Raw genomic sequence first — 13420 nt, forward strand, 5'->3', positions numbered from 1 at the left:
GATATGCCATCGGTCAAGTTTCGGCCAAGCGGGAATAGGAGGAAACGGCCGCCGCCCGGCACGGAAAGTGCCGGGCGGCGGAATGGGCTGTCGTGATCCGATGAATCAGACGTTCACGCCGTTCTGCCGGAGGTAGGCCACCGGGTCGACGTCCGAGCCGTAATCGGGGCCGGTACGGATCTCGAAGTGCAGGTGCGGACCGGTGGAATTGCCGGTGGAACCGGAGAGTCCGATCTGCTGACCCGCGCTGACGCTCTCGCCCGCGGAGACCTCCAGGGACGACAGGTGACCGTACTGCGAGTACATGCCGTCGCTGTGCTGGATGACGACCTGGTTGCCGTACGCGCCACCCCAGCCGGCCGACACGACCGTGCCGTCACTGACCGCCTTCACGGGGGTGCCCGAGGAGGCCGAGAAGTCGACACCGGTGTGGTAGCCGCTGGACCAGCTGGAGCCGGAGGCGCGGTACGGCGTGGAGGTCGGGCCGTCGACCGGCGCGGTGAAGCCGGAACCGCTGCTCTGCTCCGCGGGGTCGGCGGCGGGGGCCTCCTCGGGGGTCGAGGCGGCGGGCTCCTGCGTCGAACCGCTCGACGAGGAGTCGGCCGAGGAACTGGCGGAGTCGTCCGAAGAGGTGGAGTCGTCCGAAGAGGTGGTGTCGTCCGAGGAGGTGGCGTCGGCCGACGAGCCGGAGTCGGCCGAGGAACTGGAGGGCTCCGCCGGGGCCTCGGACGGCGCGCTCGCCGCGGCCCGCGCGCCGAGGGTCAGCTTCAGGCCGGGGTGGATCAGCGACGGGTTGTCGCCCACGGCCTCGCGGTTGTCCTGATACAGCCGATGCCAGCCGCCCCGTACATGGTGCTCGACGGCGATCTTGGAGAGATAGTCGCCGGAGACCACGGTGTAGGTCCTCGCGACCTTGGTGGCGGCCTGGGTGGCGATCTGCTTCGTCTCGGCCCGCTGCTGGGCGCCGGACAGATTCTTGACGTTCTGCGCCGAGGCGGAGGCGGCCTGCGGAGCGACGGCGGGGGCGGCCTTCTCCGCGGCGTGCGCGCCGGTGGCGCCGATGAGCGGAAGCGCGATTGCCGCGCCACCCGTGCCCGCGGCGATGAATCCGCGCGAGATCGAATTGGACTTGGGACGGCGGTGCTTACCCTTCGAGGGCATGGCGAATTCCTCTCCGGCGCCTGCGAGGTGAGCTGTCGGGTTCGGGCTGGAGCTGCCCGGCCGCGCGTGGTGCGCGACTTCACCCCGAGCCGTCCGAACTTCCGGATCGGCGTACTACCTGGTTCCCCCGCTCCTGCCACGCGTTGATGGGTGGATGCGAATTCCGAGCGGCGGCAGGATTCGGCGATCCGCTCGGATTGAGGCTGAAGGTAAGCGAGCCGGACGGCCGGAACAAGATGCTGTATTCGGGCGGTGGCGCCCGTTCCGGATATCGCTCGGGATATTCGGTCACCCTGTGTGGATTCCGGTCTCCAATTACCTTACGGAGCAGCAATTCCCCCACCCGATACCGCCACGCAACGTCACGGATATGATCCTGCTCACGGACCGGAGCCCATCTCCCCCGCGACCGGGGCAGGTTATCCGGAATCACCCATTCCGGACAGATGTACATGTGGGCGATATTCATCCGCGATTCATCCGCGCGAGGTGTCCGAATAATGCGCTTCTGACCCCTCAGAGGCCGGGCCGATTGCCACAGGTTGCCTGAGGAACAAATGTCGTAGGGTCAGAAGTCGACATCGTCGGCGAGCCGCGCCGACGGCAGACACGGAGGAGCACGCCGTGACGCAGCAGCTGCCGCAGGTCCCGTCGACAGAGCCCGAGTTGTCCGGCGTGCGCAACTTCCGCGATGTGGGCGGACTGCCGACCACGGACGGCCGGCGGGTGACCCACGGCAGGCTCTTCCGCAGCGGACATCTCGCCAACGCCACCCCGGCCGATGCCGCCTTCCTCTCCTCCCTCGGCCTGCACACGATCTTCGACTTCCGTAACGCCGCCGATCTGAAGCTGGACGGCGCGGACGTGGCACTGCCCGGCGTACGCAATGTGAACCTGCCGCTCACCGATCCGGCGGACGGCGCCGAGTTCTGGCGGATGGTGCGGGACGGCGATCTCGACCAGCTGCGCTCGCTCCTCTCGGACGACAGAGCGGCGACCCGGATGATCGACTCGTACCGGATGATCATCACGGAACGCACCGCCGAGCACAGCCGCGTCCTGCACTCCCTCGCCGAGGACAGCGTTCCGGCACTCATGCACTGCGCGGCCGGCAAGGACCGGGCGGGGCTCTCCATCGCGGTGACCCTGCTCGCGGTCGGGGTGGAGCCCGAGGCGATCCAGGCCGACTATCTGAAGTCGAACGACCCGCACCGCCGCTACCCGATCCAGCGCAGCGACAACTCCCCCACCGGGATGTCCTCGGAGGTGATGGAGCTGCTCAGCCCGCTCTTCGACGCTCGCGCCGAATACCTCGCGGCGGCCTTCGAGACCATCGAGAAGACCTGGGGCACCACCGACCGCTATCTGACCGAGGGTCTCGGGCTCACCCCCGAGACCCGCGAGCGGCTTCGCACCCGCCTCCTCGACTAGATCCTGTCGTCAAAGGGGACGCCGCTACCCCCGCGCACCCATCTCGAAGAGCAGATAGAGGAAGGCCGCGAAGAGATGGCCGGCGATCAGATAGGCGAAGAGCCGGATGACCAGCCCGCGCGGGAACTTCCCCTCTTCCTTCATGACATGACCGGACCCGGCGGGTGTGGGCCGGCCTTCCGGTCCGTCGGCCGGGCCGGGCACGGGGTTCTCTGACTCGGGCATGGTGGCAGACCTCTCTCAGCAGGTCAGCGGCGATGGGCCCCGGCACCGAGGCACAACTCGGCGGCGGGGCTCTGCAGCAGAGTATGGACGAAGAGCAGCTCGGTCCCCTCGGGTCCGGCCGCCGCGATCCGGTGCGGGGTGAGCGAGTCGAAGTGCGCGCTGTCCCCGGGGTCGAGTATGTGGGCGGCGTCCCCGAGGGTCAGCCGCAGCCGCCCTTCGAGGACATAGAGCCACTCCTCACCCGGGTGTACGCGGACGAGGTCGCCCTGCGCCCCGTACGGGACCTGGACCCGCAGGGGCTGCATGGCCCGTCCCGAGCCGCCCGCCTGGTGGTACGTCCAGCCGTCGGCCTCGACCGGTTCCATCCGGTTGGCCCGGACGATCGGATCACGCTCCGGCGGCATCTCCCCGAGCAGCTCGGAGACCGTCGTACCGTAGATACGGGCAAGGCTCAGCAGCATCGGGAGCGACGGCTGTCTGTGGCCGGTCTCCAGCCGGGAGAGATGGGCGGGAGAGAGCCCGGCCCGCCCGGCGGCGGTCTCCAGGGTGAGCCGTCGGCCGCGGCGCAGCTCGCGCAGGCGGGGTGCGACATCGGGCAACTGGTCGGGCAGCCCTTCGGCGGCCTCTCCAGCAGGAGGGGTACTCATACCTTCATTGCGCCAGGAATTTTCCTCCGTGGCAAATTTCTTACCTAGGAGGCAAAAACTCCCGTGGCGCGCTGGAGGCTCTAGCGGTTGGCCACGGCCTGCTTCACCAGGGTCCTGCCGAAGTCCCACATCAGTCCGCCGCCGCCGTGCGCGTCGTCCATGACCGCCGTGAAGGCGTCCACGAAGCGCTCGACCTCCCGTTCGCCGATGGTCAGCGGCGGGATCAGCTTGATCACCTCCAGATGGTCACCGGAGACCTGGGTGAGGATCCGGTGCTTCTGGAGCAGCGGTACGACCACCATCTGCGCGAAGAGTCCCTTGCGGGCCGCCTGGAGCATGGTCCAGCGACCGCGCAGCTTGATCGAGTTCGGCCGGCCGAACTCGATGCCGATCATCAGGCCACGGCCGCGTACCTCGTACAGCAGCTCATAACGGTCGACGAGCGCGGCCAGTCGTGACCTGAGGAGATCCCCGGTGACCCGTGCGTTGGCGACGACGTTCTCGTCCTCCATCACGGACAGCACGGCCAGGCCCGCGGCCATGGCCTGGGCGTTGGATCCGAAGCTCGCCGAGTGGACAAGCACCCGGTCCATCGAGGAGTAGACCTTCTTGAAGATCCAGTCCTTGCCGAGGGTCGCGCCGACGGGCACATAGCCGCCGGAGAGCGCCTTGGCCACACAGACGAGATCCGGCTCCACCCCGTCCTCGTGCTGGTACGCGTAGAAGTCCCCGGTCCTGCCGAGGCCGGTCTGCACCTCGTCGACGATGAGCAGTGCCCGGTGCCTGTGCAGCAGTTCCTGGGCGGCGCGCAGAAAACCGGGCGGGGTCTCGTGGACGCCCTTGCCCTGGATCGGTTCGACGACGAAGGCGGCCACATCGCCGCGCTTGAGCTCCCTCTCCAGCGCGTCGAGATCGCCGAGCGCGAGGGCGGTGTCGGGCAGCAGCGGCGCGAAACCGTCCCGGAAGCCGTCCTCGCCGTTGACCGACAGCGAGCCCGTGGTGAGCCCGTGGAAGGCGTGCGAGCAGTAGAGGATTCTGGGCCTGCCCGTCGCGTACCGGGCGAACTTCAGCGCCGTCTCCACGGCTTCCGTACCGCTGTTGCCGAAGAACACCCGGTCCAGATGCGGGGAGTGCGCGAGCAGCTTCTCGGCGAGCAGTCCGGGCAGCGGCTGGCAGTCGAAGCGGGTGAGGTCGGCGAGCGAGGCGTCGAGGACATCGTGCAGCGCCTTGCGTACGACGGGATGGTGCCGGCCGAGGCCCATGACGCCGAAGCCGGCGAGCATGTCGAGATAGTCGTTGCCGTCCTCGTCCCAGAAGTAGGCCCCCTCGGCCCGCTCGTAGAACCGGTCGAAGCCGATGGTGTGCAGCATGCGCGGAAGCTGGTGGTTGAGGTGCTTGGTGTACAGCTCGTAGCGCTCGGCGCCGCGCTCCGCGAGCAGCCGGGACAGGTCGAAGCCCGTGGGCTCGGTCATTCCGTGCTCTCCTTGCCTGCCGGGCTCTGCTCGCGCGCCGGCTGCCCTACGCGTGGCTTCCCGGGTGCCGGGGTCTTCCTGGGTGCCGGGGTCTTCTTGGCTGCCAGGACGGCGCTGATCCGTCCCGCGATCTCCACCGGAGTGAGACCGATGTCGGCCAGCACCTCACCCCGCTTCGCGTGGGCCAGGAACTCCTCGGGGATTCCGAAGGTCCGCAGCGGTACGTCCACCCCCGCGTCACGCAGCGACTGTCCCACGGCCGAACCCACCCCACCGCTGCGGCTGTTGTCCTCGACGACCGCGACCAGCCGGTGCCGTTCGGCCAGCGGGGCGAGCTGTTCGTCGACGGGCTTGACCCATCGGGGATCGACCACCGTGCAGCCGATACCGCGCTCCGCGAGCAGCTGTGCCGCCCGGAGACATACGGGCGCGAGCACGCCCACCGATACGAGCAGCACCTCGGCGTCGGCCGCGCGGCGCAGGACGTCCATCCCGCCCACGCGCCCGACGGCCGGGATCTCCGGCCCCGCGGACTCCTTGGCGAACCGCACCACGGTCGGCGCGTCGGCCACGTCCACCGCCTCGCGCAGCTGCGCCCTCAGCTGTCCGGCGTCGCGCGGCGCCGCGATGCGCAGTCCGGGCACGCACTGGAGGATCGACATGTCCCACATGCCGTTGTGCGAGGCTCCGTCGACCCCGGTGACCCCGGCCCGGTCGAGTACGAACGTGACGCCGCACCGGTGCAGGGCGACATCCATCAGCAACTGGTCGAAGGCGCGGTTGAGGAATGTGGCGTAGACGGCGACGACCGGGTGCAGCCCGCCGGTGGCGAGCCCGGCCGCGGAGACCGCCGCGTGCTGCTCGGCGATCCCCACGTCCCAGACCCGGTCCGGGAATCGCTCGGCGAACTTCGTCAGCCCGACGGGGTGCAGCATGGCCGCCGTGATCGCCACCACATCAGGCCGCTCCTCGCCGATCGCGACGATCTCGTCGCGGAACACGGAGGTCCACGACGGGCCGCTGGATGGTGCCAGCGGCTCGCAGGTCAGTGGATCCATCACGCCGACCGTATGGAAGCGGTCCGCCTCGTCCTCCAGCGCCGGCGCGTAGCCGCGCCCCTTCTCCGTCAGACAGTGCACCAGTACGGGTCCGTGGAAGCGTTTCGCGCGCCGCAGCGCCGATTCCAGGGCAACGGTGTCATGGCCGTCGACCGGTCCGACATATTTGAGACCGAGGTCCTCGAACATGCCCTGGGGGGCGAAGGTGTCCTTGAACCCCTTCTTCGCACCGTGCAGCGACTCGTACAGGGTCCGGCCCACCACGGGGGTGCGTTGGAGTACGTCCTTGCCCCAGGCCAGGACGCTCTCATAACCGTCGGTGGTACGGAGCGTGGCGAGGTGGTCGGCGAGTCCGCCTATCGTCGGACCGTAGGACCGTTCATTGTCGTTGACCACGATGATCAGGGGCCGGTCCTTGGCCGCGGCGATATTGTTCAGCGCCTCCCAGGCCATTCCGCCGGTGAGCGCCCCGTCCCCGATGACCGCGACGACATGGTCCTCACCGCCCAGCACCTCACGGGCCTTGGCGAGTCCGTCGGCCCAGCCGAGCACCGTGGAGGCGTGCGAGTTCTCGATGACATCGTGCACGGACTCGGCGCGGGAGGGATAACCGGAAAGACCGCCCTTGCCACGCAGTTTGGAGAAGTCCTGTCTGCCGGTGAGGAGTTTATGGACATAGCTCTGATGGCCGGTGTCCCACAGAATTCGGTCGACAGGCGAATCGAAGACCCGGTGCAGGGCGATGGTCAGCTCCACCACTCCGAGGTTGGGCCCGAGATGGCCGCCGGTTCTGGCGACCGCCTGAATCAGGAACTGTCTGATGTCCTCGGCCAGTTCACTCATGTCGCTTTCACTCAGCGCCTTGAGATCACGCGGCCCCCGGATATTCTCCAAGACTGACACGCTCGGGCCCCCTCTCGGAATGCTTCTTCAGCTCACGGTGACGGCGGGAGTCCCCGAGGGAACCCCGGCGGGACTGGCTCTCCTGCGGTCATCTCGTCACCGCGTCCCGGCGACCGTCTCACGGACCGCCCGCAGGGACTCCTTGAGCGAGCCCATGGTGGCGAGGACGGCGGTCGGCTCATAGCCGCAGTGCGCCATGCAGTTGGCGCAGCGCGCGTCCTTGCCGCGGCCGTACTTGTCCCAGTCCGTCTCCTCGATGAGCTGCCGGTACGTCGGCACATACCCGTCGCTCATCAGATAGCAGGGGCGCTGCCAGCCGAAGAGCGAGTAGTTGGGGATGGCCCACGCCGTGCACGGGAAGTCGGCCTTGCCTTCGAGGAAGTCCAGGAACAGCGGTGAGTGGTTGAGACGCCAGCGCGCCCGGTTTCCCCCGGCGAACGATTTCCTGAACAGCTCCCGGGTCTGCTCGACTCCCAGGAAGTGCTCCTGATCGGGGGCCTTCTCATAGGCATAGGCGGGCGAGATCATCATCTCGTCGACCTTCAGATCGTCATTGAGATAGTTGAGCACCTCGATGATGGTCTGCGGGGTGTCGGTGTTGAAGAAGGTGGAGTTGGTGGTCACCCGGAAGCCGCGGCGCTTGGCCTCCTTGATGGCCGCCACGGCCTCGTCGAACACACCTTCCTTCGCCACGGACTCGTCGTGCCGCTCACGCAGCCCGTCGATGTGCACCGCGAAGGCGAAATACGGCGAAGGCTTGAATTTCTCGATCTTCTTGCGCAGCAGCATCGCGTTGGTGCACAGGAAGACGTATTTCCTCTTCGCCACCAGCTGCCGGACGATCTCGTCGATCTGCGGATGCATCAGCGGCTCGCCACCGGCGATGGAGACCATGGGCGCCCCGGACTCCAGCACCGCCCCGACGGCCTGGGCAACGGGCATACGCTGCTTCAGGATGCCGGCCGGGTGCTGGATCTTGCCGCAGCCCTCACATTTCAGATTGCAGGCGAAGAGGGGTTCCAGCTCGACGATGAGCGGAAACTTCTTACGCTTGCGGAGCTTCTGTTCAAAGAGGTACGTCCCGACCCTGATGGTCTGACGGAGCGGCATGGCCATCTAGCTCACCTCCTGGGGAGCAGCAAAGAACGGTGCCATTCATGGAAAGCTGGGAGGACGGCACGGAGAACGCGGAAGGCTGATATTCCACCGCGCACTGTGCCAATACGGACGAGCTCATGCTCTGGAGCGTCCACGACCACCCGGACGGCCGCAACCGGGCGGGACCCGGCGCTCAGAGCACTTCGGAGTGTGGCGGCGGACTCCATGTCCACCGCGACCGCACCCGTGGCACGCAGCTCGGCCCGCTCCTGACCACGGATCACATGGTCGGAGCCGGTCAGCGGGCCGGTGTGGACCGTATGGCCGGGCACTGCCCTGGCCAGCGCCTCCACCAGCAGTGCGGTGTCCGTACAGGGCGTGGCTCCATCCGGGTGCCGGGTCTCGTCGGCGACGATCAGATCCCCGGGGTTCATCCCCGGGACGAGTCCGGCACAGAACCCGGACGCGATCACGGCGGCATCTCTGTTCCTGGCCTCTCCGAGCACACGTGTCACGGCGCGCCGGGCGTTCTTGGGTCCCATGCCCGTACGCAGGATGGTCACCGGCCCCGCCGCACCGGCCCGCCCCGCGCGCAGGGCGAACCGCTCGATGCCGAGCGCGCAGGCGATCAGCAGCGGCGCGGCGGGACCGGGTACCGGACCCGGCGACGGACCGGAGGACGGAGCCGAGGACGGGTCGGAGGACCGTTCCATCAGCTGCCCTTGCGGTCGCCCGCGAGGACCGCGAGCGGCTTGGGCTCGCCATGGAGGTACCTGCCGAGCGCGGTGAGCGGGAAGACCTGCCGGTAGAGGTGGTAGTTGATCGAGAAGTCCCAGGGAAAGCCGGTACCGGTGAAGTACGGCTCGTCCCAGGAGCCGTCCTCCCGCTGAGCCGCGGCGAGCCAGGCGATTCCCCGTTCGACGGCCTTGCTCTCCCGCTCGCCGGCGGCGAGGAGCGCCAGCAGCGCCCAGGCGGTCTGGGAGGCGGTCGTGGCACCGCGTCCGATCCACTCCTCGTCGTCGTACGAGCGCAGATCCTCGCCCCAGCCGCCGTCCTCGTTCTGCACGGATTCGAGCCAGCTGACCGCGCGGCGGATCGCGGGATGGGAGGCCGGCAGTCCGGCCGCGGTCAGCGCGGGCACCACCGACCCTGTCCCGTATACGTAGTTGACGCCCCAGCGGCCGAACCAGGCGCCGTTGGTCTCCTGTTCGGCGAGGAGCCAGTCGATTCCGCGCCGGGTGCGGGGGTGATGGGACTTGCCCTCGAAGGCGAGCATCTCAACGACATGCGCGGTGACATCCGCGGACGGCGGGTCGATGACCTCGCCGAAGTCGCAGAAGGGCAGTCGGTTGGGGAACGGGCTGGTGTTGTCGGCGTCGAAGGCGCCCCAGGCTCCGTTCCTCGACTGCATGCCCAGATTCCACCGGGCGCCGCGCTCGATGGCCGCGTCGAGCCGCTTGCCGTCCGGGTGCCTGACCCGGCGCAGCGCGAGGATGACCTCGGCGGTGTCGTCGATATCGGGGTAGTTGTCGTTGTGGAACTCGAACGCCCAGCCGCCCGGGTCGAGTCCGGGCCGGCGTACGGACCAGTCGCCGGGGCGCACGATCTGCTCGCCGAGCATCCAGTCGGCGGCCTTGACCAGGGCCGGATGGTCCGGATCCAGACCGGCGTCGGCGAGTGCGATGGTGGCGAGGCAGGTGTCCCAGACCGGGGACTGACAGGCCTCGATCATCCGGGCGCCGTCCTCGCGCCGTACGGCGAACCGGTCGAGTGATTCCAGACCGGCGCGCATGATCGGGTGGTCGAGGTCGTAGCCGAGCAGATGCAGGGCGATCACGGAGTAGACGGCCGGAGGCTGGATTCCGCCCCAGCAGCCGTCGTTCTCCTGCCGTTCGATGATCCAGCGCGCGGCGGCGTTCATCGCGGTACGGCGCAGCCGGCGCGGCGCGATCTTGTGGTACGCGCGCAGCGCCTTGTCGAGGCGCTGGAACACGCCGTCCCAACTGGTCATGGGCGCGACGGACTTGCCCGTGCCGGGGCGCGCGGGGTCGGCGCGCAGCTCGTCCAGCGGGAAGGGAGCGGGGCGTACGGGCCGCTTCGCGGAGACGATGGTGAGCGGCACGATCGTCTGCCGTGCCCAGCAGCCGAAGTCATAGATGTTGAGCGGGAACCACTTGGGGAAGAAGATGAGTTCGGGCGGCAGTTCGGGCAGATCGTCCCACTTCCACCAGCCGAAGAGGGCGAGCCAGACCCGGGTGAAGACCCGGGAGCCCGCGATACCGCCGTGTTCGCGCACCCAGCGCGAGGCGCGCGCCATGTGCGGGTCCTCGGGACTGTCTCCGGCCAGTCGCAGGGCGACATACGCCTCGATGGTGGCGGAGAGTTCGCCGGGCCCTCCGTAGAAGGTGGACCACGTACCGTCCGAGCGCTGCTCACCACGGATGAAGAGGGCCGATGCCTCTGTGGTGCGCGCGTCCTGGATTCCGAGGAACTGGCGGAGCAGCAGATCCTCGGCGTCCATCGTCACATTGGTCGCCAGGTCGCCCTTCCACCAGCCCTGGGCGTCCTGCCTGCCGAGCAGATGCTCGACGGATCGTGCGGTGGCCCGCTCGGCGGCGACTCGAAGGTCACCGCCCGCCGCGGGGATGGTGGTTTCGGTCGGTCTGCTGGCCGAGGCTGCGCGGGGTCCCACGGCCCCGGTGCTTCCGTCGGTCGTCGCTGTCATGGCTTCCCCTTCGTGCAGTCGTGTGCTTCTGCTGTGCTGGGGTCTCCGTCGTCCGGCGCCCTAAGGGCTATGGACGGCGACTGTTGGGGGTATGGGGTTCAGCCCCTGGAAGGAAGGCATAGGGGGATAGTGATCATCTCTTCCGTACGACGACGAAGTCCGCGAGCGCGATGAGCTGCGCCCGGACCTGTTCCGGCATGTCGACACCGTCCAGGGCCTCGATGGCGACGGCGTGCTGCCTGCGAGCCTCCTGCGAGGTCCACTCCCGGCCGCCCGCCTCTTCGATCAACGCCGCCCTGGTGGCGAATTCTTCCTCCGAGAAGGTCTCGAAATCAGTGCTTTTGGCGTCGGCGGCGAGCAGTTCACCGAGCCGTTCCGAGGCCGGGCCGCCCGCGGCGAGCGCGGCGACGACCGGCAGGGACTTCTTGCGCTGACGCAGATCGCTCCAGGTCTGCTTGCCGGTGGCCCCCGGGTCGCCCCAGATGCCGAGCAGATCGTCAACAGCCTGGAAGGCGAGGCCGAGATGGTGCCCGTACGCCTCCAGCGTGTCGGCCGTACGGTCGTCGGCGCCGCCGAGGACCGCGCCGATGGAGACGGCGCAGGCGAGCAGGGCGCCGGTCTTGTTGCCCTCCATCTCCAGGCACTCCTCGACGGTGACCCGCTCGCGGTGCTCGTAGGAGATGTCCTGCGCCTGACCGTCGATCAGTTTGCGGGTGGCGGTGGTCAGCCGGCGGGTCGCGCGGCCCGCCTCGACCGTGCCGATCTCCAGCAGCACCTCATTGGCGAGAACGAAGAGGGCGTCGCCGACGAGGATCGCCTGGGCGGGGCCGTGCACCTTCCATACGGTGTCGCGGTGCCGGCGCTGCTCGTCGCCGTCCATCAGATCGTCGTGCAGCAGCGAGAAGTTATGGACCAGTTCCACCGCGACCGCGCCGGGGACCCCCGTCTCGGCGGGGGCGCCGGCGGCCTCCGCGGAGAGCAGCGCGAGCGCCGGGCGCACCGCCTTCCCGCCGTCTCCGTCTGCGGGCCGGCCCTCGGCGTCGATCCAGCCGAAGTGGTAGGCCGCGACGGTGTCCATGGGCGCGGCAAGCCGCTCAACAGCGGCGCGCAGCACCGGCGTTGACAGGCTCCGGCCTCGCTCAAGCAGCGCGTGGACATCCGCGGTGTCGACAGCCGGATTAGCCGGGGGCACAGTCGGCACGGTCTCTCCTCTTGTTCCAGTACTCGTTGGTGCGGTACTCGGGCTCATGCCGCCTCCCGCAAGGGGTGTTCATGGCGGTGCCCCAGCTCGGCGAGGGCCGCGCCGGCGGCGCTGAAGCCGCTGCGCACCGCACCCTCCATGGTCGCGGGCCAACCGGTGGCGGTCCATGCGCCGGCCAGAAAGAGGCCGGGGGCACGGGTATGGGCCGTCGGCCGCAGCCTGCCCACGCCGGGTGTGGGCGCGAACGTCGCGGTGCGCTCGCGTGTCACGAAGAAGTCCCGCACCTCCGCGCCCCGGGTGGCCGGAAGGAGTCGTTCCAATTCGGGCAGATACCGCGCGCGCAACTCCGACACGGGCGTGTCGATCTCGTCCTGGGCGGCCGACTGGGACACCGCCAGATACTGGCCGTCCTTCAGCCCTGAGGCATCGGTACGGTCGAAGACCCACTGGACCGGGCTGCCGAGCGCGGCGAAGAACGGCCGGCGCAGCACCTTGCGGTCGTACACGACATGGAGGTTGAGGATCGGCGCGGTGCCGATGTCCAGCAGCCGGTCGGGGTCCGCCAGCGCGCCCCCGGGCAGCAGCGCGTGGGCCTCGCGCTGGGGTACGGCGAGGACGACGATGTCCGAGCGCAGCCGCTCTCCGTCCATGTCGATATGCCAACCGCCGTCCTCCGCACGGGAGACGGAGCTGACACGGGTGCGGGTCTCGGTCCGTACCCCCGCGGAGTCGAGTGCCTTGCGGGCGAGCGTGTCGTGCAGCTCACCGAGCGGAACACGCGCCCAGCCGATGTCGGCGGCTCCGGGCTCGGAGAGCAGCCCGGTCTTGAAGACCATCGCGGCGAGCCCCATGGACGCGTGCGGCGCGGTGGCGTTGAGAGTCGCCACGCCGACCAGGTCCCACAGGGCCTCGATGGTCCGCTCCGACTGGCCGTGCCGGCCGAGCCAGGTGGCGAAGTCGATGCCGTCCAGCGCCGGATCGGCGGGGTCGAGCCGCTTGAGCGCGAGCGCGGCACGCCCGACGGAGGCGCGCTCGGCCAGCGAGAGATGCGGGTACGTCGCGAGCCCGGCGGCCAGATGCAGCGGGACGGGCAGACCGTTGCGGCGGATCCGTCCCAGCCTGGGCCCGCCGGCCGGGGCGACATCGAGTACGGGTACGTCCAGCCGGTCCTGGAGCGGCGCCAGCGCGGCACCGTCCACCCGGTCGAGGAACCAGCGGTACGCCGTGCAGCAGCGCAGATACACATGCTGACCGTTGTCGACGGTGAGATCGCCGCGCTGGAAGGAGAAGGCGAGACCGCCGAGCCGGGGCCGCCCCTCGACGAGCGTCACCCGCACTCCCGCGTCGGCGAGCTGAAGGGCGGCCGTGATGCCGGCGAGCCCCGCGCCGACCACGACCGCCTGACGGGATGTGTCCTCGGCCGTTGTCATGCGTGCCCCCCTGGGCCGTGTCCGCGAAGTCCCGCCCGGCCCGTCACGCACGGCGGCCCCGCCCGGTGG

Annotated in this window: 11 protein-coding genes and 1 riboswitch; of the genes, 1 reads left to right on the forward strand and 10 read right to left on the reverse strand. The window is 69.2% G+C overall.

The window, feature by feature from the left end:
* Positions 1 to 105 precede the first annotated feature (105 nt).
* The gene (locus AB0M67_RS29245) at positions 106 to 1161 is read right to left on the reverse strand and encodes a LysM peptidoglycan-binding domain-containing M23 family metallopeptidase (RefSeq protein ID WP_365750257.1); all 1056 of its coding nucleotides are present in this window, start codon (positions 1159 to 1161) and stop codon (positions 106 to 108) included.
* A gap of 4 nt (positions 1162 to 1165) precedes the next feature.
* A riboswitch (cyclic di-AMP (ydaO/yuaA leader) is annotated at positions 1166 to 1357 on the reverse strand.
* A 428-nt stretch (positions 1358 to 1785) separates the two neighbouring features.
* Between AB0M67_RS29245 and AB0M67_RS29250 the strand changes: the two genes are divergently transcribed.
* Entirely contained in the window at positions 1786 to 2592 is an 807-nt protein-coding gene (locus AB0M67_RS29250) for a tyrosine-protein phosphatase (RefSeq protein ID WP_365750259.1), read from the forward strand.
* Positions 2593 to 2616: 24 nt separating this feature from the next.
* Here AB0M67_RS29250 and AB0M67_RS29255 read toward each other — a convergent pair whose 3' ends face one another.
* From AB0M67_RS29255 to hpnE, 9 genes are all read right to left on the reverse strand, one after another.
* Entirely contained in the window at positions 2617 to 2817 is a 201-nt protein-coding gene (locus AB0M67_RS29255; RefSeq protein ID WP_365750261.1) for a DUF6126 family protein, read from the reverse strand.
* A 23-nt stretch (positions 2818 to 2840) separates the two neighbouring features.
* A complete protein-coding gene (locus AB0M67_RS29260) occupies positions 2841 to 3464 on the reverse strand; it encodes an XRE family transcriptional regulator (RefSeq protein WP_365750263.1) in 624 nt (207 codons plus the stop codon).
* Positions 3465 to 3544: 80 nt separating this feature from the next.
* Positions 3545 to 4936 carry an aspartate aminotransferase family protein gene (locus tag AB0M67_RS29265; protein WP_365750264.1) on the reverse strand — a complete coding sequence of 464 codons (1392 nt, stop codon included), beginning with the start codon at positions 4934 to 4936 and terminating at the stop codon, positions 3545 to 3547.
* Positions 4933 to 6897: a 1-deoxy-D-xylulose-5-phosphate synthase gene (gene dxs, locus AB0M67_RS29270; RefSeq protein ID WP_365750266.1), complete on the reverse strand. Its 1965-nt coding sequence runs from the start codon at positions 6895 to 6897 to the stop codon at positions 4933 to 4935. Before dxs ends, AB0M67_RS29265 begins: the two co-directional genes overlap by 4 nt.
* A 96-nt stretch (positions 6898 to 6993) precedes the next feature.
* The gene (gene hpnH / locus AB0M67_RS29275; RefSeq protein ID WP_365750268.1) at positions 6994 to 8013 is read right to left on the reverse strand and encodes an adenosyl-hopene transferase HpnH; all 1020 of its coding nucleotides are present in this window, start codon (positions 8011 to 8013) and stop codon (positions 6994 to 6996) included.
* A gap of 5 nt (positions 8014 to 8018) precedes the next feature.
* Positions 8019 to 8708, reverse strand: a complete 690-nt coding sequence (locus AB0M67_RS29280; protein ID WP_365750270.1) for a 1-hydroxy-2-methyl-2-butenyl 4-diphosphate reductase — start codon at positions 8706 to 8708, stop codon at positions 8019 to 8021.
* The gene (shc, locus tag AB0M67_RS29285) at positions 8708 to 10720 is read right to left on the reverse strand and encodes a squalene--hopene cyclase (RefSeq protein WP_365750272.1); all 2013 of its coding nucleotides are present in this window, start codon (positions 10718 to 10720) and stop codon (positions 8708 to 8710) included. The genes AB0M67_RS29280 and shc overlap by 1 nt, the downstream gene beginning before the upstream one ends.
* Before the next feature lie 133 nt (positions 10721 to 10853).
* A complete protein-coding gene (locus AB0M67_RS29290; RefSeq protein WP_365750315.1) occupies positions 10854 to 11912 on the reverse strand; it encodes a polyprenyl synthetase family protein in 1059 nt (352 codons plus the stop codon).
* Between the two features lie 53 nt (positions 11913 to 11965).
* Positions 11966 to 13351 (reverse strand): hydroxysqualene dehydroxylase HpnE, encoded by a 1386-nt coding sequence (gene hpnE, locus AB0M67_RS29295; RefSeq protein WP_365750274.1) that lies wholly within the window; start codon positions 13349 to 13351, stop codon positions 11966 to 11968.
* Between the last annotated feature and the right edge of the window lie 69 nt (positions 13352 to 13420).

The sequence above is a fragment of the Streptomyces sp. NPDC051662 genome (assembly GCF_040681655.1).
In the GTDB taxonomy this organism is placed as follows: domain Bacteria; phylum Actinomycetota; class Actinomycetes; order Streptomycetales; family Streptomycetaceae; genus Streptomyces.

Bases quoted from the DNA above. Each gene is read 5' to 3' on its own strand.
- AB0M67_RS29245 (WP_365750257.1), bottom strand. From the start codon at position 1,161: ATGCCCTCGAAGGGTAAGCACCGCCGTCCCAAGTCCAATTCGATCTCG.
- AB0M67_RS29255 (WP_365750261.1), bottom strand. From the start codon at position 2,817: ATGCCCGAGTCAGAGAACCCCGTGCCCGGCCCGGCCGACGGACCGGAA.
- AB0M67_RS29260 (WP_365750263.1), bottom strand. From the start codon at position 3,464: ATGAGTACCCCTCCTGCTGGAGAGGCCGCCGAAGGGCTGCCCGACCAG.
- AB0M67_RS29265 (WP_365750264.1), bottom strand. From the start codon at position 4,936: ATGACCGAGCCCACGGGCTTCGACCTGTCCCGGCTGCTCGCGGAGCGC.
- hpnH (WP_365750268.1), bottom strand. From the start codon at position 8,013: ATGGCCATGCCGCTCCGTCAGACCATCAGGGTCGGGACGTACCTCTTT.
- AB0M67_RS29280 (WP_365750270.1), bottom strand. From the start codon at position 8,708: ATGGAACGGTCCTCCGACCCGTCCTCGGCTCCGTCCTCCGGTCCGTCG.
- shc (WP_365750272.1), bottom strand. From the start codon at position 10,720: ATGACAGCGACGACCGACGGAAGCACCGGGGCCGTGGGACCCCGCGCA.
- hpnE (WP_365750274.1), bottom strand. From the start codon at position 13,351: ATGACAACGGCCGAGGACACATCCCGTCAGGCGGTCGTGGTCGGCGCG.